Source organism: Pseudomonas sp. PARCl1 (assembly GCF_947311875.1).
GTDB classification, from domain to species: Bacteria; Pseudomonadota; Gammaproteobacteria; order Pseudomonadales; family Pseudomonadaceae; genus Aquipseudomonas; species Aquipseudomonas juntendi.
Map to the genome: position 1 here is coordinate 15,893 of NZ_CAMZMX010000029.1, position 22,988 is coordinate 38,880.

The 22,988-nt window shown below is 64.9% G+C and carries 16 protein-coding genes; all 16 read left to right on the forward strand.

The genetic code is table 11. The features are described from left to right. Positions 1-126 precede the first annotated feature (126 nt). The 16 genes from moeB (at position 127) to QME24_RS16045 (ending at position 22,912) form a co-directional block, all read left to right on the forward strand. The gene (moeB, locus tag QME24_RS15965; RefSeq protein WP_125855295.1) at positions 127-1,299 is read left to right on the forward strand and encodes a molybdopterin-synthase adenylyltransferase MoeB; all 1,173 of its coding nucleotides are present in this window, start codon (positions 127-129) and stop codon (positions 1,297-1,299) included. Positions 1,300-1,309: 10 nt separating this feature from the next. After that, on the forward strand, positions 1,310-1,720 hold the full coding sequence (locus QME24_RS15970; RefSeq protein ID WP_009681733.1) for a M67 family metallopeptidase: 411 nt from the start codon (positions 1,310-1,312) through the stop codon (positions 1,718-1,720). A gap of 46 nt (positions 1,721-1,766) precedes the next feature. Further along, the gene (locus QME24_RS15975) at positions 1,767-2,039 is read left to right on the forward strand and encodes a MoaD/ThiS family protein (RefSeq protein WP_009681732.1); all 273 of its coding nucleotides are present in this window, start codon (positions 1,767-1,769) and stop codon (positions 2,037-2,039) included. Positions 2,040-2,109: 70 nt separating this feature from the next. Beyond that, entirely contained in the window at positions 2,110-3,465 is a 1,356-nt protein-coding gene (gene tssK / locus QME24_RS24760; protein ID WP_341790817.1) for a type VI secretion system baseplate subunit TssK, read from the forward strand. Next, complete coding sequence (gene icmH, locus QME24_RS15990) at positions 3,462-4,178, forward strand: type IVB secretion system protein IcmH/DotU (protein WP_054904740.1); 717 nt, start codon at positions 3,462-3,464, stop codon at positions 4,176-4,178. The genes tssK and icmH overlap by 4 nt, the downstream gene beginning before the upstream one ends. 30 nt (positions 4,179-4,208) lie before the next feature. Continuing rightward, a complete protein-coding gene (locus QME24_RS15995; protein WP_280091117.1) occupies positions 4,209-8,009 on the forward strand; it encodes a type VI secretion protein IcmF/TssM N-terminal domain-containing protein in 3,801 nt (1,266 codons plus the stop codon). After that, positions 8,006-8,914 carry a type VI secretion system-associated protein TagF gene (gene tagF, locus QME24_RS16000; RefSeq protein ID WP_029887854.1) on the forward strand — a complete coding sequence of 303 codons (909 nt, stop codon included), beginning with the start codon at positions 8,006-8,008 and terminating at the stop codon, positions 8,912-8,914. Before QME24_RS15995 ends, tagF begins: the two co-directional genes overlap by 4 nt. Next, positions 8,911-11,403 carry a type VI secretion system membrane subunit TssM gene (tssM, locus tag QME24_RS16005; protein ID WP_054904742.1) on the forward strand — a complete coding sequence of 831 codons (2,493 nt, stop codon included), beginning with the start codon at positions 8,911-8,913 and terminating at the stop codon, positions 11,401-11,403. Before tagF ends, tssM begins: the two co-directional genes overlap by 4 nt. Before the next feature lie 144 nt (positions 11,404-11,547). Continuing rightward, a complete protein-coding gene (locus QME24_RS16010; RefSeq protein ID WP_029887856.1) occupies positions 11,548-12,066 on the forward strand; it encodes a type VI secretion system tube protein Hcp in 519 nt (172 codons plus the stop codon). 94 nt (positions 12,067-12,160) lie between these two features. Further along, entirely contained in the window at positions 12,161-13,258 is a 1,098-nt protein-coding gene (tssA, locus tag QME24_RS16015) for a type VI secretion system protein TssA (RefSeq protein ID WP_054904743.1), read from the forward strand. A 57-nt stretch (positions 13,259-13,315) separates the two neighbouring features. Further along, a complete protein-coding gene (locus QME24_RS16020) occupies positions 13,316-15,832 on the forward strand; it encodes an excinuclease ABC subunit UvrA (RefSeq protein ID WP_232892732.1) in 2,517 nt (838 codons plus the stop codon). A 100-nt stretch (positions 15,833-15,932) separates the two neighbouring features. Next, positions 15,933-16,442: a sigma-70 family RNA polymerase sigma factor gene (locus QME24_RS16025; protein WP_009686728.1), complete on the forward strand. Its 510-nt coding sequence runs from the start codon at positions 15,933-15,935 to the stop codon at positions 16,440-16,442. After that, positions 16,439-17,404, forward strand: coding sequence for a FecR domain-containing protein (locus tag QME24_RS16030; protein WP_280091116.1), 966 nt, complete (start codon positions 16,439-16,441; stop codon positions 17,402-17,404). The genes QME24_RS16025 and QME24_RS16030 overlap by 4 nt, the downstream gene beginning before the upstream one ends. 112 nt (positions 17,405-17,516) lie before the next feature. Continuing rightward, entirely contained in the window at positions 17,517-19,919 is a 2,403-nt protein-coding gene (locus QME24_RS16035) for a TonB-dependent receptor (RefSeq protein WP_280091115.1), read from the forward strand. Between the two features lie 213 nt (positions 19,920-20,132). Beyond that, entirely contained in the window at positions 20,133-21,782 is a 1,650-nt protein-coding gene (locus QME24_RS16040) for an MFS transporter (protein ID WP_280091114.1), read from the forward strand. Next, complete coding sequence (locus QME24_RS16045; RefSeq protein ID WP_235767746.1) at positions 21,779-22,912, forward strand: HlyD family secretion protein; 1,134 nt, start codon at positions 21,779-21,781, stop codon at positions 22,910-22,912. Before QME24_RS16040 ends, QME24_RS16045 begins: the two co-directional genes overlap by 4 nt. Positions 22,913-22,988 lie beyond the last annotated feature (76 nt).

Below are 22,988 nucleotides of genomic sequence, written 5' to 3' on the forward strand. Positions count from 1 at the left end.
CCGCCGACAAAACCCATAGTTTTACCGCGCTTTGCCATACGAATCGGGCCGCTCGGCGGATTGAACCGGCGGCCCACACAATTGAAAATGGTTCCAGTTCGTATCTACTGAATGGAAGAAAGCGATATGACCTTACCGCCTCTGGTCGAGCCCGCAGCCGAGCTCAGCCGCGAAGAAGTGAACCGCTACAGCCGTCACCTGTTGATTCCCGACATCGGCGTACTCGGCCAGCGCCGCCTGAAGAACGCCAGGGTGCTGGTGATCGGCGCCGGCGGGCTGGGCTCGCCGACCCTGCTCTACCTCGCCGCAGCCGGCATCGGCACCCTGGGCGTGATCGACTTCGACCGGGTCGACGAGTCCAACCTGCAACGCCAGGTGATTCACAGCGTCGACACCCTCGGCGAGCTCAAGGCCGAGAGCGCTCGCCAGGCCATCGCCCGCCTCAACCCCCTGGTCAAGGTGCACACCCATACCGAACGCCTGGAGGCGGACATGGCCGTGGAGCTGTTCAGCGGCTACGACCTGATCCTCGACGGCACCGACAACTTCGCCACCCGCTACCTGGTCAACGACGCCTGCATCCTGGCCGACAAGCCCTACGTATGGGGCTCGATCTTCCGCTTCGAAGGCCAGGCGTCGGTGTTCTGGGAGAATGCCCCGGGCGGTCGCGGCCTGAACTACCGCGACCTCTACCCGGAGCCACCGCCGCCGGAGCTGGCTCCCTCCTGCGCCGAAGGTGGCGTGCTGGGAGTGCTGTGCGCGGCCATCGCCTCGATCATGGCTACCGAAGCGATCAAGCTGCTGACCGGCATCGGCGAGCCACTGCTGGGCCGCCTGATGGTCTACGACGCGTTGCAGATGAGCTACCGCGAGCTGCCCTTGCGCCGTTTGCCGCAGCGCCAGCCGGTCACCGCCCTGGGCGACTACCAGGCGTTGTGCGGGCTGGACCGACCCGCTGCCAGTGATGCAGCGCCCGTGCCGCAGATCAGCGCGGTGCAGCTCAAGTCGCTGCAGGATGCCGGACGCGCGCCGGTGATCATCGACGTGCGCGAGCCGACCGAATGGGACATCGTGCGCATCGACGGCGCGGTGCTCATGCCCAAGTCTGCGCAGGTGGCGACGCAGATCGTCGAGCGCTACGGCCACGACACCGACCTGGTGATCACCTGCAAGTCGGGCATGCGCTCCAGAGCCGTGGCCGGCGACCTGCAACGGCTCGGCCACGGCAGGGTGCGTGACCTGCAAGGCGGCGTGCTGGCGTGGGTGCGCGAAGTGGAACCGGCCCTGCCGAGCTATTGAGGGCGCCCGCATGGTTCTGCGCATCACCGCTCAGGCCCTGGAACAGGTAAGGCACCTGGCCCAGGCCGCGCATCCCATCGAGGCCTGTGGGCTGATTGCCGCCGCCAGCGGCGAGCCGCTTGCACACAGGGTGGTGCCGATGCGCAACCAGGCCGCCAGCCCCACCTGGTTCAGCTTCGATCCGCGCGAGCAGTTGCAGGTCTGGCGTGAGCTGGATCAGCGCGACGAAGACTGCCGGGTGATCTACCACTCGCACACCGCCAGCGAAGCCTGGCCAAGCCGCGAGGATATCGCCCTGGCCAGCGACCCCCAGGTGCATTACCTGATCGTCTCGACCTGGGGCGAGGCGCGGCACGCCGCGCGCAGCTTTCGCATCATCGACGGACGGGTGTTCGAAGAGCCCCTGTGCGTCCAGCCCTGACCCTTGCCGGCACCCCCGGCACAACATGTACCAAAAGGAGAAAAGCATGTCGGTTTCCGTGATCGTCCCCACCCTGCTGCGCCCACTCACCGACGGCCAGAAGCAGGTCCAGGCCCAGGGCGATACCGTGCGCCACATCATCGAGCACCTGGACAGCCGCTACCCCGGCATCAAGGCCCGCTTGGTGAAAGACGACCAGGTGCACCGTTTCGTCAACATCTACGTCAACGACGACGACATCCGCTTCGCCGACGGCCTGGCCACGCCTATCCGCCCCGGTGACCAGCTGACCGTACTGCCCGCCGTGGCCGGCGGCTGACCCACCGTTCATTGCTTCGCGGGCCCGCCCGCGAAGCCTGCTCGCCCGTAACCTGTCCGCGAGATCCGCCATGTCCCGTATGCTAGATGACGCCAGCCTCGGCTGGCGCAGCGGCCCCTCCCTGCCCGGCTGGCAGGGCCTGAGCCGCGCCCTGCAACACCACGGCCAGTGCCTTGGCCTGCGTGCCCTCGACGGCCTGGCCGAAGGGGCCGCGCTGCAGTTGGCCCACCCTGATCTGCACCCCGTTCACATGCGGTTCGTTGCACCGCCAGGTCTGCCCCTGGAGAGCACCAGCGAGTTCATACAGCAAGCGGCCTGCGGCCTGATGTCGGTGCACGGCCGTGCCAGCGGGCGCCCGCAAGCACTGGGCGTGGATTACCTGGCCGCCCTCAACGCCGCCCTCGCCTGGCAGGCCAGCCTGGCTGCTGCCGTCGGCCAACTGCGCGGCGGGCAGTTCACCCAGGTAAGCCTGGACCCGCTGCGCGGCGGCCTGCTGAGTATCGGCCAGTACCTGGCTGGCGCAACCGCACCGGAAGACGCCGAACGGCTGCTGCCGGGGCAGGACGACGCCCTTGCCCGCCCGCCGTTCGTTTCCCTGGAAGGCACGGCCTTCGAGCTGGAAACCCTCGACAGCCAGCCCTGGCGCCACTTCTGGCACGCCCTCGGCTTGCCCGACAGCCTGGCCGGCATTGGCAAGCGCCTGCTCGGCGCCTTGCAGGCCAAAAGCAAGGCACTGTCTGGCCGGCGCCGCGAACGCGCCGACCAGATCGCCGAGTTCGGCTCCAGCGATGTCACCTTGTTCTGGCTGCTGAACACCGTCAACCGGGCGCACCCGCAACTGGCCCACCTGCTGGCCCACCCACGCCTGCACCCAGAGCGCCTGTACCTGTTCCTTGCCGACCTTGCCGGTGGCCTGCTGACCTTCACCCTCGACACTCAACTGGCCGACATCCCCGAGTACGACCACCACGACCCAGCCGCATCGCTGGTCAAGCTGGACGAGATGATCAGGGTGATGCTGGACAACGTCGTGCCCAACCAGTGCATCGTCATCAACCTCACCCAGACCAAACCGTCGTATTGGCAAGGGCAGTTGCACGACCCGCGCCTGGTCGAGGCCGACTTCTACGTGTCGGTCCATGCCGACATGCCCGGTGCCAGCTTGCTGGAACTGGTGCCGCGGGCCTTCAAGATCGGCTCGCCCGAAGACATCGAGGTGGTGGTCAACAGTGCCATGCCCGGCGTTACCCTCAACCACGCCGCGCGGCTCCCCAACGCGATCCCGGTGCGCCTGGACAATCAGTACTTCGCCATCGAGCCGCATGGCCAGGTGTATGAGCGAATGATGAACGCCCAGACCATCTGCTTCTACGCGCCCAGCGCCTTTACCAACCTCAAGCTTGAACTGATGGCGGTGCTCAAATGACCGAAGCCGTACTGCAACAGGGCGCTACCGTGCCCACCCCTGCCAAACCGTCGCTCAAGGACCTGGTGCAAGACTTCATCAGCATGGCGCTGATCGTGCGCCGTGGCCGCCAGGTCACTTCGGTGCAGGCCTTCGAAGGAAGTGTCGAACGCTTCTTCGCCAACCTTGAACGTGACGCCCGTGCCGCCAACTACAGCGCCGAACAGGTCAAGGACACCCAGTACGCGCTTTGCGCCTTCCTGGATGAAAGCGTGTTGCGCGCTGGCGACAACGCGTTGCGCCAGCACTTCGAGCTGCAACCCTTGCAGTTCCGCTATTTCGGCGTGCACCTGGCGGGTGAAGGCTTTTTCGAAAAGGTCGAGGCTCTGCGGGGCGATGTCAAACAGAACCTCGATGTGCTCGAGGTTTATCACCTGTGCCTGGCGCTTGGCTTCGAGGGCAAGTTCAGCCTTGGCCAGAAAGACCAGCTGCGTTACCTGGCCAACACCCTCGGCCAGGACATCGCCCGCTACCGCAAGGCACCCAAGGCCTTGTCACCGGACTGGGCACTGCCGGACCAGGTGTCGCAGATGCTGCGCCACGAAGTGCCGCTGTGGGTGTACCTGGCGCTGATCGCGCTGGTTTGCGTCGCCGTGTACCTGACCCTTGACTGGTTGCTGGACAAGGACGTCGCCGCCCTCTCCGAACAAATCCGCCAGCTGTTCAGTGCCTGAGTGCACCTCAGGTAGCCGAGTCAGGAAGACATGAAAACATTACTGCGCCTCTTGAAAAGTTTCTGGGTTCTGCTGCTACTGCTGTGGCTGGGGAGCCTGTTGGTCTGTTGGCTGGTGTCGCCGCTGCTGCCGTGGCTGCAGCAGCACCTGCCCGAAGCCCTGGCCATCATCAGCGCCTGCTTCCTGCTGGCCGTCGTGCTGCGCCAGTACCAGCGTATTCGTGCCGAGCACAACCTGGAGAACCTGCTGCAGATCGAAGTCGACCGCTCGTGGAATGCCACCGGCGAGTTCCGTGACCAGCAGGTACTGCGCGAGCGCCTCAAGCATGCCATCAGCATGCTGCGCACCGACCGCTCCGCCGGCGGCGGTGGCAAGTCGGCGCTGTCCGACCTGCCCTGGTACCTGGTGGTCGGCATGTCGGCGGCAGGCAAGACTTCGCTGCTGACCCACTCCGGCCTGTCAGCCAGTATCGCCACCGCCAACGACAGCGAAAGTGGCACCCAGCACTGCGACTGGTATTTCAGCCCCGACGCGGTGATGATCGACACCGCCGGCCGTTACCTGCGTGACGACCAGTCGGCAAGCGAGTTTTCGGCGTTCCTGCGCATGCTGCGCAAGCAGCGCGGCAAGGCAGCGATCAATGGCCTGGTGCTGGTGGTCAGCCTGCCCGAACTGCTGGCCGCCAACAGCGAAGAGCGTGATGCCCTGGCAGCGCAGCTGGTAGCCCGGGTGGAAGAATACGCCCAGTGCCTCGACACCAACCCACCGCTCTACCTGATGCTCAGCAAGACCGACCAGTTGCCGGGCTTCAGCCAGGCTTTTGATGGCCTGGACCTGCACCAACGCCAGCAACCGCTGGGCATGACCTTCGCGTTGTCGGAAATCCGCAACCAAGGCCTGCAGGCGGTGCTGCAGGCGCGCCTGGGCAACCTGCACAGCCACATTCGCCAGCACGTCGACGCACAAGTGATCGCCTTGGGCGCTGCAGCCGACAGCACGCTGCTGAACTTCCCGCAATACTTCGCCGCGCTGGGCGGTGTGCTCGAGCAGTTCCTCGGGCACTTCACCCACGGCCAGCGCAGCGGCGCCCCACTGATGCTGCGCGGCCTGTACTTCACCAGCGCCCTGCAGACCGGGCAACAACTGGGGCACGTGTACGAAGACGCCATCGCCGACGAATTCGCCTTGCAGGCGGCCGAGGATGGCCAGGCCGAACAGGCTGGCACGGCAGCGGGCAACCGCAGCTACTTCATTACCGACACCTTCCGCCGGGTCATTTTCCCCGACCGTGACCTGAGCCTGTATCACTCGCGCCAAGGCCGCCAAGCGGGGCTCAGCCCGCTGCTGCTGGGCCTGGCCGTTGCCGCCGGCGTGCTGCTTGTCAGCTGGCAGGCAGTGTCGTTCGTCAACAACCGCCAATGGCTGGACAATCTGCGCCTGCAGCTGGCCCAGATAGGCCAGGCCGAAGACAGCCAGCAGCAGTTGGCCGCGGGCAAAGGCCTGCAAGTGCTGCGCGAGCAGATGGCCACTGTCGAGTCGCATCGCACACAAGGCGTGCCGCTGCGCCTCAGCGCCGGCCTGTACCACGGTGAGGCGGTTGACCAGGTGACCCGCAGCGCGTATCTGGCGCAATTGCGCAGCCAGGCCCTGGAACCGATCGCCCGTAGCCTGCAAGTGCAAATGCGCGCGTTCAATACCTTCGCCGCGGGTATCAACCAGTCACTGGAGTTCACCCCGGCCCCGCCGAAAAAACGCAACGCCAAGCCATTGGCCCCAGCGGTTGCAGCCAAAGCGCAGGCCGCGCTGGCCAACACCCGCGCAGGCGCCCATGCGGCCAAGGTCAACCTGGCCACAGCCAGCGATGCCGCCGAGCTGTCCGCGACCACCGGTGGTCTGTCGTTGTCCGAAGAGATGCTGGGGCGCCTTGACGAGCAGCAAGTCGCCTCGATCATCGATGCCTACAACACGCTCAAACTGTACCTGCTGCTGACGGCACCCGACGCCCACCCAGACCCGGCCTTCATTGCCGCAAGCCTGCCACAGGCCTGGGCCGCGGCGGCCGGCGAAGGCACCCCCGCCAGCGCCGACGTGATCGGCGCAAACACTCCTTTGTATGTGCAGTTGCTGGAGCAGGGCCAGGCGCCTTCACTGCCACGCAACGACCAACTGATCAACGAAACCCGGCAGAACCTCAAGTCGTTCATGATTTCCAGTTCGCTGGTCGATCGCGAATACCTGCGCCTGCAACTCGAATCCAGCCGCCAATTCCCGGCACTGAGCCTCAACGACCTTGTGCCTCAACCTGGGCGCGCACTGCTGTACGGGTCGGCCGGGGTACCTGCGATCTATACCCGCCAAGGCTGGGATACGTTCGTCAAGCCTGAACTGATCAAGCTGGTATCGAGCAACTTGCGCAACGAGTCCGACTGGGTACTGGACGGCGACGGCGGCGATGCCCTGGTGCAGAAGGCCAACTTCGTGCGCGAATTCATGAGCCGCTACAAGCGCGATTACACCCAAGCCTGGTACAAGATGGTCAGTAGCGTGGGCGTGCGCCACTTCGCCGACCTGGCATCGGCGACCCAGCAGTTGGGGCTTTTGAGCGACGTTCAGCACTCTCCCGTAAAGAACCTGCTGCAGGCTGTGAACGACAATACCCAGTGGGACCTGCCGGTCAAACGCGAAGTACCGTCGGCCGGCACTGGTCGTGATGACGGTTTCTGGAGCAAGGTTACCGGGCTGTTCGACGCCAACGACAGCCTGCCTGCCAACGTAGCCCCGGCCCTGCCGGCGGTGGACGACGGCAGCCTCGCCAAGCGCTTCGAACCGGTTGCCCGGGTATTCGCCCAGAACAACGCCGAAGGCGCCGACAGCACCATCATGGACCGCTACCTGGCGGCGCTGCGCAAGCTCAAGGTCCGCATGAACAACATCCAGCGGTCGCAGGATGTCGGCAAAAGCAGCAAGCAGCTGATCAGCGAAACCCTGGAAGGCCAGCCAAGCGAGGTCACCACGGTACGCAATTACGTGGAAACCAGCGTCGACACCAGCCAGGACAGCCTGTCGCGTTCGCTGCAAGGCTTGTTCAACCTGCCGATCCAGTACGCCTGGGCGACCTTGCGTGACCCGGCCGGCCAGCAGATCGCCAAAGCCTGGGCGCAGCAGATCGCCAAGCCCTGGCAGCAGGTCATGGCGCACCGCTACCCGATTGCCGGTGGTAGCCGCAACGAAGCCTCGGTCAAAGACCTGCAACGTTTCGTAGACCCGGACTCGGGGCTGCTGCCGGCCTTCAAACGCAACGAAATCGGCAACCTCGCCGGCGGCGAAGGTCTGGGCGTAGGTGATGGCAAGGCACCGGCGTTGGTCAACCCTGGCATGCTCAACAGCATCGACCGGGCCAGTTCGGTAGGCCAGGTGATCGCCAGCCTGTCAGACCGCGACAACGGCTTTGAAATCATGCTGGAGCCCTCGGCCAACTTCACCGACATCGTGTTCACCCTCGATGGGCAGGAACAGCACTACCGCAACGGCCGCAGCAGCTGGAGCCGCTTCGCCTGGCCAGGCACCAGCAATGCCCCGGGCGCTCGCCTGGATGTGGTAACGCTCAGTGGCGCACGGGTAACGGTGTTCGACTTCCCCGGGCGTTGGGGCCTGCTGCGCATGAACGAAAGCGCCCGCGTCGACGACCTCGACGGCATCCAGCAGCGCTTCAGCTGGAACACCGCCAATGGCCGTGTGAGCCTGGTGGTGCGCAACTTCGGTGGGGTAAAACTCACCGACCTGAGCCAGGTCAAGGCCCTAAGCGCACTCAACGACAGGAGTGCCCAATGATCGGCTGCTTCGGCAAACTGCCATCGAGCGCAGACTTCGTCAGCCTGCATGGCGCGGCGGAGGAAGTCTGCGAATTCGACAGTTGGCTGCAGACCTCGCTGGCGGCCATGCGCCACCGCGAAGACTGGCAGGCACTGTTCGATGGGTTGCCGATGTGCTTCTTCACATACCGCGCACGCAATGGCAACTGGCTGCTGGGCGGGCTGTTGAGCTCGCGTGACGCCAGTAACCGGCGCTATCCGTTCTTCATCTACCAACTGCTCAAGGGCAAGGAAGGCATGGCCCTGGGCAACCCATTCACCTTGGGCGAGCTGTTCTGCGCACAGATAAAGCCTTTGCTGCACCAGGCCGTGCAAGGTGCCGACGGCACCCGCCTGTTCGAACGGGTCAAGGCCTTGCGCCCACTGCAAGCCCAGGACCTGGACCTGTTCCGCCGGGTGCACGCCAAGTTCCTGCGTGACTTCAGCTTCACCGATATCGCGCGTGCACTGCACGGCTCCTGGCCAGGTTTCGACAGCGCCGCCGCTTTGACACGGCTGCGCGCATGCCGGCCGGCGCTGCACAGTGACTTCGAGGGTGGCATTGAGTTGCCCCTCCCCGCTGAGCGCGGTTTGAAAAACCCTACAGCCGATCTGTGGCTGACTTGGCTGTGCCACATGAACGGGCAGCCAGATACGCCAGCCGTGAGCCTGCTGGCAGACGATTTCATGCACCCGCGCCTGTTCTGCTTCCCGTCACGCCACGCCAGCAGTGCCTATCGCCTGCTCTGCGGCTGTGCCGAAGCCCAGCAGCATCTGGCGCTACTGGGCCCTGCGGCATCGGCCCGCGGCCAACACGACTTCGATCTACCCCTTGAACGCGTTATCGAGCAATTCGTCGATGCGCTGGATGCGACGCCTGTATGAACAAGATCAAGTACTACTGCCTGCGTTACCAACCCTATCTGCTGGGGGTGGCGTTTTTCCTGGTGATCTTCCTGGTATGGGCGATCGGCAGCGCGTTGGGCTTCGCTTCGCTGCACAGCCTGTTGGCTGGCATCGGGGCTTTCCTGCTGCTGTCGGCGGGCTACGTCCTGCTGCTGTACCGTGGCGCCGGCCAGCATCACAACCTCGAAGGCTTGCTGCGCGACGACGCCGACCAGGCTGTACTCAATGCCACGCCGGCCGACCGCGAGGAGGTCAGCCTGTTGCGCGAGCGCCTGCTGCAGGGCATCGAGCGCCTGCACAAGAACACGCCACGCGGCACCTCTGCCAAAGACGCCCTGTACGCGCTGCCCTGGTACCTCGTGATCGGCCAGCCCGCCGCTGGCAAGAGCACCATGATCCTGCAGTCCGGCCTCAACTTCCCTTACGCCGAGCGCGAAGGTGCACGCGTCGCAGGGTTGGGTGGCACGCGCAACTGTGACTGGTTCTTCAGCTCTGAAGCGGTGCTGCTGGACACTGCCGGGCGCTACATGAACAGCCCGGAAGAGGCCGGCAAGTGGCGTGGCTTCCTGCAGTTGCTGCGCCAGCACCGGCAACGCCGCCCGCTCAACGGTCTGATCGTCAGTGTCAGCATCGCCGACGTTGTGCACGGCTCGGCCGAAGACCAGCAGCGGGTGGCCAAGCGTTTGCGCGAACGCATCCAGGAAAGCTGCGCCTTGCTGGAAGTGCGCCTGCCGATCTACCTGGTATTCACCAAGTGCGACCTGATACCCGGCTTCACCCCCTTCTATCGCCAGCTGGATGAGGCCGCGCGCGGCGAAGTGATGGGCAAGACCTTCGCGCACAAAGGCTACGAACAGGCGGACTGGGGCCAGCGTTTTGGCCAGGCGATGGACGACCTGACCCGGTACTGGCAGCAGGTTGCCAGCCAGCAACTGGTGCAGCAGGACATTCAGGTAACGCGGCAAAACGACGCCGCTTACCGCTTCCCGCTGGAGCTGGCCGCAATCAAGCCACGGCTGCAGGCGTTCGTCGACAGCCTGCTGCGGGCCAACCCCTACCAGAATGCCGAAATGCTGCGTGGCTTCTACTTCACTGCCGCCTTGCAGGCCGATGAAGCGCTGTGGGGCAGCCATGGCCAGCATGTTGCCGAGCGTTTTGCCCTGGAACACGGCGAGGGGGCGGTCAGCGCAGGCAGCCAGCCTGCGCCGCTGTTCATCAACAGCCTGTTCCGCAAGGTCATCATCCCCGACCAGCACCTGGTGGCCCTGTACACCAGCAACCACCGCGAGCGCCGGCGCAAGGCCGCCTGGGTGGCCTGTGCCAGCCTCGCCGGGTTGGTGCTGTGCAGCCTGTGGGGCTGGTCGTACCTGAACAACCGTGCGGTGCTGGGCAGCATCGCGAGCGAGCTGGCCGAGGCCAAGCGCCAGGACCAGGCTGCCGATGGCCAGTACGCCGCCTGGCGCAGCCTGGACCGCCTGCGCTTCTGGGCCGCCCATTACTACCGGCAGCACCGTGAGCAGGGTGTACCGTTCAGCCTGCGTCTGGGCCTGTACCAGGGCCATCAGGTTGAGCCGCTGCTGCGCGACCGTTACTTCACCACCCTGCAGCAGGTGATGCTCAAGCCCACCGCAGACAACCTCACCCGCACGCTCTACCTGCTGACCACGCTCAAGGTCTACCAACGCAATACCCGCGAATTGCAACCGGTGAGCGGCGTGGACAGTGTGGAGGCCGAAGCCCTGCCACATGACAACCGCGCCCAGTCGATCGCCGATTTCGGCAAGGCGACACTGGACACCTACGTGATGCTTTCGCCCGCCCAGCGGGAGAAGGCCGACCCGGCGTTTCTCAAGGCGCACCTGCCCGACTACTGGTACCCGGCCATTGCCCGGCACACCGGCCACAGCCTGTCCGAGGCCAACCAGGGCAAGGGCGACCAGGACTACCTGTACGCCAGCCGGCAGATCACCTTCTATGCCGACCAGATCCGCGAAACGGATGTGCCGCGCATTCTCGACAACGCCTTCCTGATTTCTAGCTCGCGCAACTACATCGACAGCCTGCGTGCCCAGTCGCTACGCGCGATCGAGACCATCACGCTGGAATCGGACACCTTGTTCGCCTTTGGCCGGGCAGATTTCCAGAGCCTGAAAAGCGAGGGCCAGAACCAACTCAGTGCCATCGCCAGCAAACTGTTGAACACGCCCAATATCGGCAAGATCGTCATCTCCGGCCACGCCGACCAGCTCGGTGACAGCCAGAGCAACCTGCAGGTATCGCAACAACGGGCGCAAACCATTCGGACTTATCTGGTCGGCAAGGGCGTCCCGGCCGAACTGGTGGTGGCCCAGGGCGAAGGCAGCCGTAAACCGTTGGTCAACTGTGACATGCAACAGGCACGGGCCCAGTTGATCAAATGCCTGGAGCCCAACCGCCGGGTAGAAATCGAAGTGCGCGGGCTCAACTGAGCGCGCGCCGCACCAACCGGCCACCCGGGCTCACAGGAGGAGCACCGGGTGGCGGCACGCTACCTCTGCCGGCCTGTTCGGCGAGGTGAAAAACCAAGGGTCGCATGAGCAACCCTTTACCAGTTGTTAATGGAGAGTTTCACAATGGCATTTGACGCGTATATCCAAATCGACGGCATCCCAGGCGAAGTACTGGACGAAAAGCACAAGGACTGGATCGAAGTGCTGGGCTACGAGTACGGCGCCACCCAGGCGACCTCGGCGACTGCCAGCTCCTCGGGCGGCGCGTCGTCCGAGCGTGTTGCCCTGAGCGACTTCAAGATCCGCAAATCGGTCGACAAGGCATCGGCCAAACTGTTCGAGCACTGCTGCACCGGCAAACACATTGCCAAGCTGAAGCTCAACGTCAACCGCGCCGGTGGTGACAAGGTCACCTACCTGACCATCGACATGGAAGAAGTCGTGGTGTCGTCGGTCAGGTTCGTTGCCGGTGGCAACCAGGCCGGTGAAGACAAGGCGGTCAGCGACCTGCCGATCGAAGAAATCACCTTCAACTTCGCCCGCATCAAAACCACCTACACCCAGCAGAACCGTACCGACGGCCAGGCCGGCGGCAACATCGTCGGTGGCTGGGACCGCACCGCGAACAAAGTCTTCGCCTGATTACCTGCATGCCCAGGGCCGCTTCAGCGGCCCATCCTTCACAGCGTGCCAGCCAGCCTGGCACGCTGTTCACTAGCCAGAACCTGAGTGCTTTATGCCTGACATTCTCAATGACCTTTCGCTGGCCGCACTGGTCGCACCCATCGAAGGTGGCAGTGGCGAAGACTTGAGCTTCTCTGCGTTGTTCGACCAGATCAAGGAGGCGCGCCGGGCCGACCCGGACTACCTGACCCAGGGCGACTGGCAAACCGATTTGAAAACCGCCGACTGGGAGCAGGTGATCAACTTGTCTGCCCAGGGCCTCGCCCAACACAGCAAGGACCTGATGCTGGCAGCCTGGCTCAGCGAAGGCCTGGCCCAGCGCGCGCACTTCGAAGGCATCACCTTCGGCCTGGTACTGACTGAACAGTTGCTGCAGGCGTTCTGGGAAAACTTGTACCCAACTCTCGAAGAGGGCCTTGACGAGCGAGCGGCCCGGTTGTCCTGGCTCAAGAGCACACTCACCGACATCGCCGGTGGCTTGCCCATCACCCAAGGGCAGAATTTTGGCGTGTTGCGTTACGACGAATCACGTCTTGTGGAAAACCTGGCCCTGCGCGACACCAAGGCCATGCAGACTGCATTGAACGAAGGCAAGATCAACGCCGAGATATTCCAGCGCTCGGTGGCGCTGTCCGACACCGAATACCTGCGCAACAAGGCGCTGCAAATCAACGACAGTCTGCAAGCCTGCAAACGCCTGCAGGCCACTGCGGAGCAACTGTTCGGCCACGAGGCACCGAGCTTTGCCAGCCTCGCCGACATGCTGACCCGGGCCAGCCAGCTGGCTGAAAAACTGCTGAAAGACCGTGGTGTCGAGCTGCAGCCGCCAGCCCCCGTGGTCGACGAACCCGAAGCCAGCGTCGCCCCCGTCGAACAGGCAGGTGAAGCCATGAACACTCCCGCCCAGCCCACTGCCCCTGCGCCCATGCGTACCACCCCGCTGACCCGGGACGAAGCCTTCAGCATGCTGGCCGGCATCGCTCAGTTTTTCAAACAGACTGAACCGCAAAGCCCGGTGCCGTATCTGATAGAACGTGCCATCAAGTGGGGCAACATGCCGCTGGAAGGCTGGCTGAGCGATGTGATCAAAGACAGCAATGTGGTGGACAACATTCGCGACGTACTTGGCACCCGCGAACCGAAACCCTGACCCACGTCAGCGACTATGCTGCTACCGTGAGCTTCCCGTACCGCCAAGGAAAGCGCCATGCCGCCACGTTCCACTCCCCCCACCGGTTTCGTTCGTGTCCGTGGTGCCCGCGAGCACAACCTGAAAAACATCGACGTGGATATTCCGCGCGATGCGCTGGTGGTGTTCACCGGGGTGTCCGGCTCGGGGAAATCCTCCCTGGCGTTCTCCACCCTGTACGCCGAAGCCCAGCGCCGCTATTTCGAATCGGTGGCACCCTACGCGCGGCGCCTGATCGACCAGGTGGGTGTGCCGGATGTGGATGCCATCGAAGGCCTGCCCCCGGCAGTTGCCTTGCAACAGCAACGGGGCACACCAAGCGCCCGTTCTTCGGTAGGCAGCGTGACCACATTGTCCAGCTCCATCCGCATGCTCTATTCACGCGCGGGGCAGTACCCGGCAGGCCAGGCCATGCTGTACGCCGAGGACTTTTCGCCGAACACCCCGCAGGGTGCCTGCCCGCAGTGCCACGGCCTGGGCCGCGTCTACGAGGTGAGCGAGGCGACCATGGTGCCCGACCCGTCACTGACCATCCGCGAACGCGCGATCGCGGCCTGGCCAATGGCCTGGCAAGGGCAGAACCTGCGCGACATCCTGGTCACGTTGGGGTATGACGTGGACATACCCTGGCGCGACCTGCCCCAGGCCCAGCGCGACTGGATCCTGTTCACTGAAGAAACGCCCACCGCACCGGTCTATGCCGGCCTGACCCCGGCGCAAACCCGCCAGGCCCTCAAGCGCAAGCTGGAGCCCAGCTACCAGGGCACTTTCACGGGTGCCCGGCGCTATGTCATGCATACCTTCATGCATTCGCAAAGTGCACAGATGCGCAAGCGCGTCGCCCGGTACATGCGCCCCAGCGCCTGCCCGCTGTGCCACGGCAAACGCCTGAAGCGTGAAGCGTTGGGCGTGACCTTTGCCGGGCTGGACATCGCCGAGCTGTCGCAGTTGCCGCTGCAAGCGCTGGCCGAGGTGCTGCGCAAGGTCGCGGCAGCGGGCTACCTGGAGCCACAGCAAAGCCAGCTGACCCTGGAAAAGCGCCTGGCCGCGCAGCGCATCGCCCATGAGCTGCTGGAGCGCATCGACACCCTGCTCGAACTGGGCCTGGGCTACCTGGCCCTGGAGCGCAGCACGCCCACCTTGTCATCTGGCGAACTGCAACGCCTGCGCCTGGCCACCCAGCTGAATTCGCAGCTTTTCGGCGTGATCTACGTACTCGACGAACCCTCAGCCGGGCTGCACCCGGCCGACAGTGAAGCGCTGTTCCAGGCACTGCAACGGCTGAAGCAGGCGGGCAACTCGGTGTATGTGGTGGAGCACGATCTGGACACCATGCGCCGGGCCGACTGGCTGGTGGATGTAGGCCCCGCCGCCGGCGAGCACGGGGGTAGCATCCTGTACAGCGGGCCCCCGGCGGGGCTGGCCAAGGTCGAGCAGTCCTGCACCCGCGCCTACCTGTTCGGCGCCCAGGCCCAGGCCCCACGTGCGCCACGCCAGCCCCGTGGCTGGCTGAAGCTGGAATGCATCAGCCGCAACAACCTCGACAACCTCAGCGCGGCATTTGCGCTGGGCTGCTTTACGGCGGTAACGGGTATTTCCGGTTCGGGCAAGTCGAGCCTGGTCAGCCAGGCCCTGCTGGAGCTGGTGGGCGCGCACCTGGGCCATGCCGGGCAAGGCGACGAGCCTGAGGAGCAGAGCCTGGAAGACGAACCGCAACAGACCAGCAGCGGCCATGTCAGCGCCGGGCTCGAGGCTATCAAGCGCCTGGTGCAGGTAGACCAGAAGCCGATCGGGCGCACGCCGCGCTCCAACCTGGCGACCTACACCGGGTTGTTCGACCATGTACGCAAGCTGTTTGCCGCCACCGAACAAGCCAAGGCGCAGGGCTTTGACGCCGGGCGCTTTTCCTTCAACGTGGCCAAGGGCCGCTGCGCCAATTGCGAAGGCGAGGGTTTCGTCAGCGTCGAGTTGCTGTTCATGCCCAGCGTGTACGCACCCTGCCCGACCTGCCACGGTGCGCGCTACAACCCCGAAACCCTGGCGGTCAGCTGGCAAGGCATGAACATTGCGCAAGTGCTGCAACTGACCGTCGACCAGGCCCTGCAGGTGTTTGCCGAACAGCCGCCGGCACGGCGGTGCCTGCAGGTGCTGCAAGACATCGGCCTGGGTTACCTGCGCCTGGGCCAGCCAGCCACCGAGCTGTCCGGGGGTGAGGCGCAACGCATCAAGCTGGCGACCGAACTGCAACGCATGGCCCGGGGCGCGACCCTGTACGTGCTGGATGAGCCGACCAATGGCCTGCACCCGCAAGACATCGACCGGCTGCTGGTGCAACTGAACCGCTTGGTCGAGGCTGGGCACAGCGTGGTGGTGGTGGAACATGACATGCGGGTGGTGGCGCAGAGTGACTGGGTGATCGATATTGGGCCAGGTGCCGGGGCTGCCGGGGGCAAGGTGGTGGTCAGCGGAACGCCGCAAGTGGTGGCCAACTGCAAGGAAAGCCGCACGGCGGCGTTTCTGGCCAAGGCATTGTAAGGGCCTGTACCGGCACTTTTGTACATTGCCAGTTCTGCAACCCGGGGCATAGAATGCGATCAATTCCTAATTGCACCTATTTCCCGGAAACCCGCGCCCCATGCCGCCCGCCGACCCCACCCTCAACCTGCAGGTTCAGACGCTGTACACCGAGCACCACGGCTGGCTGCAGGGCTGGCTGGGGCGCAGGCTGGGTAATGCCTGCGATGCGGCCGATCTGGCCCATGACACCTTTCTGCGCCTGCTCAGCCGTCAGGGCAACAGCTATTTCGGCGGTGAGCCTCGGGCATTGCTGACGCACATTGCCAAGGGCCTGGTGATAGACCGCTGGCGTCGCCAGGATGTCGAACGGGCGTATCTGCAGGCCATCGCGCATCTGCCCGAACCCGAAGTGCCGTCGGCCGAGACCCGCTGGATGATCCTCGAAACGCTGTACCGCATCGATGCCATGCTGCGCGAGTTGCCGGCGCGGGTTCGCCACGTATTCCTGCTGTCGCAACTGGACGGGCTGACCTACGCGCAAATCGCCGAACAACTGCAGGTTTCGCTGGTGACCATCAAGCGCGACATGCGCACCGCCTTCCTCGCCTGCCTGAGCATGGACGAATGAGGCCACCTATCGACCCACTGATCCTCGGCGAGGCCGCCGACTGGCTGGTGCAGCTGCAGTCGGGCGCAGCCACCGACGATGACCATCGCGCCGTCCAGGCCTGGTGCCAGCGCAGTAGCCAGCATGCCCTGGCCTGGCAGCGCGCCGAGGCCATCCTCGGTGAGTTTCGCCGCCTGCCTGCGCCGGTTACCGGGGAAACCTTGCGCCGGCTCAGCCGCCAGGGTGCGGTCAGCCGCCGCCAGGCCCTGCAGCGTGTGGGGATGTGGCTGCTGGCGGCACCAGCAGCCTGGATGGCCTGGCGCGAGGCACCCTGGCAGCAATGGGCCGCCGATGCCCGCACGGCGGTTGGCGAACAACGCTCACTGACACTGGCCGACGGCAGCCACGTACTGTTGAACACCCACACCGCCATCGATATCCGCTTCGATGCCCGGCAACGCCGTATCGCCTTGCTGGCAGGTGAAGTGCTCGTGACCAGCGCCAACGACCCGGCAACCCCGCCGCGCCCGCTGGTGGTGACCACCCCGCAGGGCCATGCGCGGGCGCTGGGCTCGCGCTTCAGCGTACGTATCGACGGCGCACTGACCCGGGTAGCGGTGTTGCAGGGCACCGTCGCCAACCGCCCGCTGCACGCCGCCGCCAGCGTGCAGCTCAAGGCGGGCGAGCGCACCGCGTTCGATGCCGACCGGGTACTACCCGCCACCCCGCTGGAAAACGGCGACCTGGCCTGGGAACACGGCATGCTGCTGGCGCGCGACATGCGTTTGGCCGACCTGTTGCAGGAGCTGGGCCGCTACCGCCCGGGCGTGCTGCGCTGCCACCCGGCGGTGCGCGGCCTGAAAGTGTCTGGCGCCTTTCCGGTGACCGATACCGATGCCAGCCTGCGGCTGCTGGCCGACACCTTGCCGGTAACTGTCCAGGGCCTGACTCGCTATTGGGTGACGGTCGAGCCCCTGAGCTGACCCGGGCTCAGCCCACACGGGAATCAACGACAGGCTTTTTGATACCTTTTCCGGCGTCGTCCGGTGATCAGTGCAGAACCTCCCTTTTCTGCACCTACAGGACCCTCGCCCAATGCCCCATTTGCCTTTCAAGGCACTGAGCCTTGCTATCGCCATGGCCGCCCTGGCACCAGCGGCGATCGCCGCCGACGCCACCCCCCGCGACTATCACCTGGCCGCTGGCCCGCTGGCCGATGTGCTGGCACGCTTCGCCGCCAATGCCGGGGTGCCCTTGTCATTCGACCCGGCGCTGCTTCAGGGCAGGCAAAGCCAGGGCCTGCAGGGCAGTTTCAGTGTGCCGGAGGGTTTTGCTCGCCTGCTGGCCGGCAGTGGCTACAGCCTGATCAGCACCGGCAGCGGGGGCTACACCCTGGCGCCGGCAGTGGACCTGGGCAGTGCCCTGGAGCTGGGCGCCACCACCATCAACAGCAACCTGGCCGCCAGCGGCGATACCTGGCAAGGCGGCCAGGTGGCGCGTAGCGCACGCCTGGGTGTGCTTGGTGAACAGCCGACCAGCGATGTACCGTTCAGCGTCACCAGCTACACCGCCAAGACCATTGCCGATCAACAGGCGCGTACCCTGGGTGATGTGTTGCTCAATGACGCGGCAGTGCGCCAGTCGGCAGGCTTTGGCAATTTCTCGCAGGTGTTCACCATCCGCGGGCTGCCACTGAGCACTGACGACATCAGCTACAACGGCCTGTACGGCGTGCTACCGCGGCAGATCATCACCACTGAAGCACTCGAGCGCGTCGAGGTGTTCAAGGGCCCGAACGCCTTTCTGAACGGCGTCGCCCCCCAGGGCAGCGGTATTGGCGGTGCGGTCAACCTGGTTCCCAAGCGTGCCGCAGACACGCCAACCCGCCACGTCAGCCTCGATTATGCCACCGGCGCCAATGTCGGCGGCCACCTGGACCTGGGCCAACGGTTTGGTGAAGACAACCGCTTCGGCGCCCGTATCAACCTGGCCCAGCATGACGGCGGAACGGGTGTGCACGACGAAGCGCAGCACGCCACCTTGGTAGCTGTAGCCCTGGACTACCGGGGCGAACGCCTGCGCCTGTCCACCGACTTGGGTTACCAGAAAGAACGCATCAACCAGGGCCGGGCGGTGATCTACCCAACCGGCAGCAAAGTGCCCCATGCCCCCTCGGCGCGCGACAACTACGCCCAACCGTGGACCTGGTCACAGCTGGAAGACACCTACGGCATGCTCAACGCCGAATACGACCTCAACGACAACTGGGTGCTTTATGCCGGTGCCGGGGCCAAGCACACTCGCGAAAACGGCGAATACTCCTCGTTGTACGTCAGCGATCCCAACGGCACTGCGCGGGGTGGCTACCTCTATTCACCACACGATGAGGACAACAAGAGCGCCATGGCCGGCATCAATGGCCAGTTCGCCACGGGGCCGGTCAGCCATCGGCTCAACGTCGGGCTTTCGGGCATGTGGGGCGAACAACGTTCGGCTTACGCCGCAGTTGCCGCTGCCAACCGCTATGCCACCGACCTGTACCACCCGGTCAAGGTGCTGCGCCCGACCAATACGTACACGGGCAGTGACCTGCACGACCCGCGTATCGTGGGCAAGAACCGGGTCAAGAGCGTGGCGCTGTCCGACACCCTTGGTTTTGTGGATGACCGTGTGCTGCTGACCCTGGGCGTGCGCCGGCAATCGATCGGTGTCGACGGCTGGTCTACCGCTAGCGGTGAGCGCAACGCCAACTATGACGAGTCGGTGACCACGCCGGTCTATGGCCTGGTGCTCAAGCCGTGGGAGCATGTGTCGTTCTACGCCAACCGCATCGAGGGCCTGGCACAAGGCCCCACTGCCCCGTCGAGCGTGACCAATGCCAATGAAGTGTTCCCGCCCAGGCGCAGCAAGCAGGTCGAGGCCGGGGTCAAGCTGGACTGGGACAGCTTTGGTGCAACGCTTGGCCTGTACCGCATCGAGCAGCCCTACAGCACCACGTTCCGCAGCGCCGGTGCCGAGCGCGACACCTTCAGCATGGACGGCGAGCAGGTCAACAAAGGGGTGGAATTGAATGTGTTCGGCGAGCCGGTGCACGGCTTGCGCCTGCTGACCGGTGCAGTGTTCATGCACACCGAGCTCAAGAACACTGCCAATGGCGCCAACGACGGCAACCGTGCGCCGGGCGTGCCGCGCTTCCAGTACAACCTGGGCGCGGACTGGGACGTTCCAGGCATCGCCGGCGCAGCATTGAATGCGCGGGTGTTGCGTACCGGCGGCCAGTACGTCAATGCCAGCAACAGCCTGAACATCCCGGCCTGGACCCGGGTCGACCTCGGCGCACGTTATCGTTTCAAGCTGGATGAGCAATGGGTGACCTTGCGGGCCAACCTGGAGAACGTCGCCAACAAGGCCTATTGGGCGTCGGCCTCGACCACCAACAACTACCTGACCCAAGGCACACCACGGGTGCTGCGCTTGTCCGCCAGCGTAGACTTCTGACGCCCCCGTCAGCCAGCAGCCCCGGCCCTTTAGCGGGTAAACCCGCTCCCTTGCGGGAGCGGGCGTGCCCGCGAACACCGGCGCAGCCGCTGCCAGCCACCGCGTCGGGTTCTGTGCCACCCGCGAATACGGTGCTACCGGCAACGCACAATATGCTCAAAACCAAAGCCTGCACCTAGCAGCACCAAGCGCCGCTCAAGTACAGTCTGCCCCATGGACAAATACGCCCCACACGCGTGGCTACCCCACGAAAAGCCCACCCTGCCAGGCTCCCCCTCCACGCCTTTGCATTCGCCAGCCAAACGCCTGGCGTATGGCGTGGTCGGCCTGCTGGTAGCCATTACCGGTGGCTTGGGCAACGCGCTGGTCACCGCCAACCTGATGTTCCTGCAAGGCGCGCTAGGTGCAACCACGGCGGAAATGGCGTGGCTGCCAGCGGCCTACGTGATGACCAACGTGTCCATGAACCTGCTGTTGGTTAAATTCCGCCAACAATTCGGCTTGCGCGCCTTCACCGAGGTGTTCCTGGTCCTATACGTCCTGGTCACCTTCGCCCACCTGCTGGTCAACGACCTCAACTCGGCCATCGCCGTGCGCGCGGCCCACGGCATGGTGGGGGCGGCGCTCAGCTCGCTGGGGCTGTACTACATGATCCAGGCCTTCCCCGCCCAATGGCGGTTGAAGGCCATGGTACTGGGCCTGGGCGCTTCGCAGCTGGCATTACCCCTGGCGCGGATCTTTTCCGAAGACTTGCTGCAAATAGCCGAATGGCGCGGGCTGTACCTGTTCGAACTCGGCCTGGCCCTGGCGGCACTGGGCTGTGTCCTGCTGCTCAAGCTGCCGCCCGGTGACCGCTTCAAAACCTTCGAGCCACTGGACTTCCTGACCTTCACCCTGATGGCCAGCGGTACCGCCCTGCTTTGTGCCGTGCTGTCGCTGGGGCGCATCGACTGGTGGCTGGAGGCCCCGTGGCTCGGCGTGGCGCTGGCGGCATCGATTGCGCTGATGCTCAGCGGCCTGGCCATCGAACACAACCGCCGCAACCCGTTGCTGATGACCCGCTGGCTTGGCAGTGGCGCCATCATCCGTCTGGCCCTGTGCGTGGTGCTGATCCGCATGGTCACCTCGGAGCAATCCACTGGGGCGGTAGGCTTCCTGCAGGCCTTGAACATGAGCAGCGAGCAGATGCGCAGCCTGTACTGGATCATGCTGCTGGGTGCCGTGGCGGGCCTGGCCAGCAGTGCCCTGACCATAAATCCCAACCACCTGATCATCCCGCTGTTCGTCTCCTTGCTGGCCATGGCCGTCGGTGCATTCATCGACAGCGGTTCCAGCAACCTCACGCGCCCGGCACAAATGTACTTCAGCCAGTTTCTGCTGGCCTTTGGCAGTACCTTCTTCCTGGGGCCGTCGATGGCCCTGGGTATCAGCCATGTGCGCGCCAACCCCCGTAACCTGGTGAGCTTTTCGGTGCTGTTCGGCATCTGCAACAACGTTGGCGGCCTGATTGGCGCGGCACTGCTCGGCACCTTCCAGACCTGGCGGGAGAAGTTCCATTCCAGCCACCTGATGGACCACCTGAGTTATTTGGAACCACTGGTCAATGCCCGCGTACAAAGCGGTGCAGCAGCCTACAATGGCATCCTCGCCGACCCGGCCCTGCGCACCGAAGCCGGCATGCGCCTGCTGGCCACGGCCGCCAGCCGCGAAGCCAATGTCATGGCCTACAACGATGTGTTCGTACTGATCGGCAGCATCGCCATACTGACCATGATCTGGATCTGCATCCGTAGCACCTGGCTCTGGTACTCGAAACGCCAGGCCACCACCACCGACTCCACCTCTGGTGTGCCCACCCGATGACCGACGACACCCGTACCACGACCACCACCGCCATCGCTGAAACCCCGGAAGGCGCAACGCCCCCCAGCGAACCGGGTAGCCCGGTACGCACGCGGCGGGTGCGCTTGCTGTCCTCGATCTGCTTTGCCGCGGTGGCCCTGGCAGGTGTTCTGCTGGTGCTGTATGCCTGGCGCCTGCCGCCCTTCAGCAGTGCCATCGAAAGCACCGAAAACGCCTTGGTGCGCGGGCAGGTCACCCTCATCGGCCCCCAGCTCAGTGGTTACATCGTCGACGTGCCCGTGCACGACTTCCAGTTCGTCAAGGCCGGCGACCTGCTGGTGCAACTGGACGACCGTATCTACAAGCAGCGCCTGGCCCAGGCCCTCGCCCAGTTGCAGCAGCAACAGGCAGCCCTGGCCAACAACCTGCAACAGCGCAAGAGCGCCGAAGCCACCATTGCCCAGCGCCAGGCCGCCATTGGCGATGCCCAGGCCCAGGCGGCCAAAGCCAAGGCCGACCTGCGCCGCAATCAGGCGCTGGTCAGCGACGGCTCGGTTTCCCGCAGTGAACTGGACGTGACGCGCGCCAACGAGGCAGCTGCCGTCGCCAGCCTGGCCCAGGCCAAGGCCGCGCTGGAAATCGCCCGCCAGGACCGGGAGACCGTGGTGGTCAACCGGGCTGCGCTCGAAGCGGCCGTGGAAAACGCCAAGGCCGCCGTGGAGCTGGCGCGCATCGACCTCGACAACACCCGGGTTACCGCCCCGCGTGACGGCCAACTGGGGCAGATCGGCACGCGCCTGGGTGCTTATGTCAATTCAGGTGCACAGTTGATGGCGCTGGTGCCCGACACCCTGTGGGTCATCGCCAACATGAAGGAAACCCAGATGGCCAATGTGCGCATCGGCCAACCCGTGAGCTTTACCGTGGACGCGCTGAACCACCTGAAGCTGTACGGGCACGTGCAGCAGATTTCGCCGGCCACCGGTTCGGAGTTCGCCTTGCTGCAGGCCGACAATGCCACCGGCAACTTCGTCAAGATCGCCCAGCGGATACCGGTACGGATCACCGTGGATGCCGGCCAGCCACCCGCCCGGCAGTTGCGGCCGGGGATGTCGGTGGTGGTCAGTATCGATACCCGGGTGCAGCGTTAGCTGCCGGGCGCAGTTGCCTGGCTGCCTGCGGCGTCTCGTCGCAGGGCCAGGCCCCTTGGGCAAACCCTCGCAACCC

What these genes read in the sequence shown, in the direction of transcription:
- icmH (WP_054904740.1), top strand. Translation starts at nt 3,462, where the DNA reads ATGACCGAAGCCGTACTGCAACAGGGCGCTACCGTGCCCACCCCTGCC.
- moeB (WP_125855295.1), top strand. Translation starts at nt 127, where the DNA reads ATGACCTTACCGCCTCTGGTCGAGCCCGCAGCCGAGCTCAGCCGCGAA.
- QME24_RS16030 (WP_280091116.1), top strand. Translation starts at nt 16,439, where the DNA reads ATGAGGCCACCTATCGACCCACTGATCCTCGGCGAGGCCGCCGACTGG.
- QME24_RS15975 (WP_009681732.1), top strand. Translation starts at nt 1,767, where the DNA reads ATGTCGGTTTCCGTGATCGTCCCCACCCTGCTGCGCCCACTCACCGAC.
- tagF (WP_029887854.1), top strand. Translation starts at nt 8,006, where the DNA reads ATGATCGGCTGCTTCGGCAAACTGCCATCGAGCGCAGACTTCGTCAGC.
- QME24_RS15970 (WP_009681733.1), top strand. Translation starts at nt 1,310, where the DNA reads ATGGTTCTGCGCATCACCGCTCAGGCCCTGGAACAGGTAAGGCACCTG.
- QME24_RS15995 (WP_280091117.1), top strand. Translation starts at nt 4,209, where the DNA reads ATGAAAACATTACTGCGCCTCTTGAAAAGTTTCTGGGTTCTGCTGCTA.
- QME24_RS16020 (WP_232892732.1), top strand. Translation starts at nt 13,316, where the DNA reads ATGCCGCCACGTTCCACTCCCCCCACCGGTTTCGTTCGTGTCCGTGGT.
- tssA (WP_054904743.1), top strand. Translation starts at nt 12,161, where the DNA reads ATGCCTGACATTCTCAATGACCTTTCGCTGGCCGCACTGGTCGCACCC.
- QME24_RS16040 (WP_280091114.1), top strand. Translation starts at nt 20,133, where the DNA reads ATGGACAAATACGCCCCACACGCGTGGCTACCCCACGAAAAGCCCACC.
- tssK (WP_341790817.1), top strand. Translation starts at nt 2,110, where the DNA reads ATGTCCCGTATGCTAGATGACGCCAGCCTCGGCTGGCGCAGCGGCCCC.
- QME24_RS16045 (WP_235767746.1), top strand. Translation starts at nt 21,779, where the DNA reads ATGACCGACGACACCCGTACCACGACCACCACCGCCATCGCTGAAACC.
- QME24_RS16025 (WP_009686728.1), top strand. Translation starts at nt 15,933, where the DNA reads ATGCCGCCCGCCGACCCCACCCTCAACCTGCAGGTTCAGACGCTGTAC.
- QME24_RS16010 (WP_029887856.1), top strand. Translation starts at nt 11,548, where the DNA reads ATGGCATTTGACGCGTATATCCAAATCGACGGCATCCCAGGCGAAGTA.
- QME24_RS16035 (WP_280091115.1), top strand. Translation starts at nt 17,517, where the DNA reads ATGCCCCATTTGCCTTTCAAGGCACTGAGCCTTGCTATCGCCATGGCC.
- tssM (WP_054904742.1), top strand. Translation starts at nt 8,911, where the DNA reads ATGAACAAGATCAAGTACTACTGCCTGCGTTACCAACCCTATCTGCTG.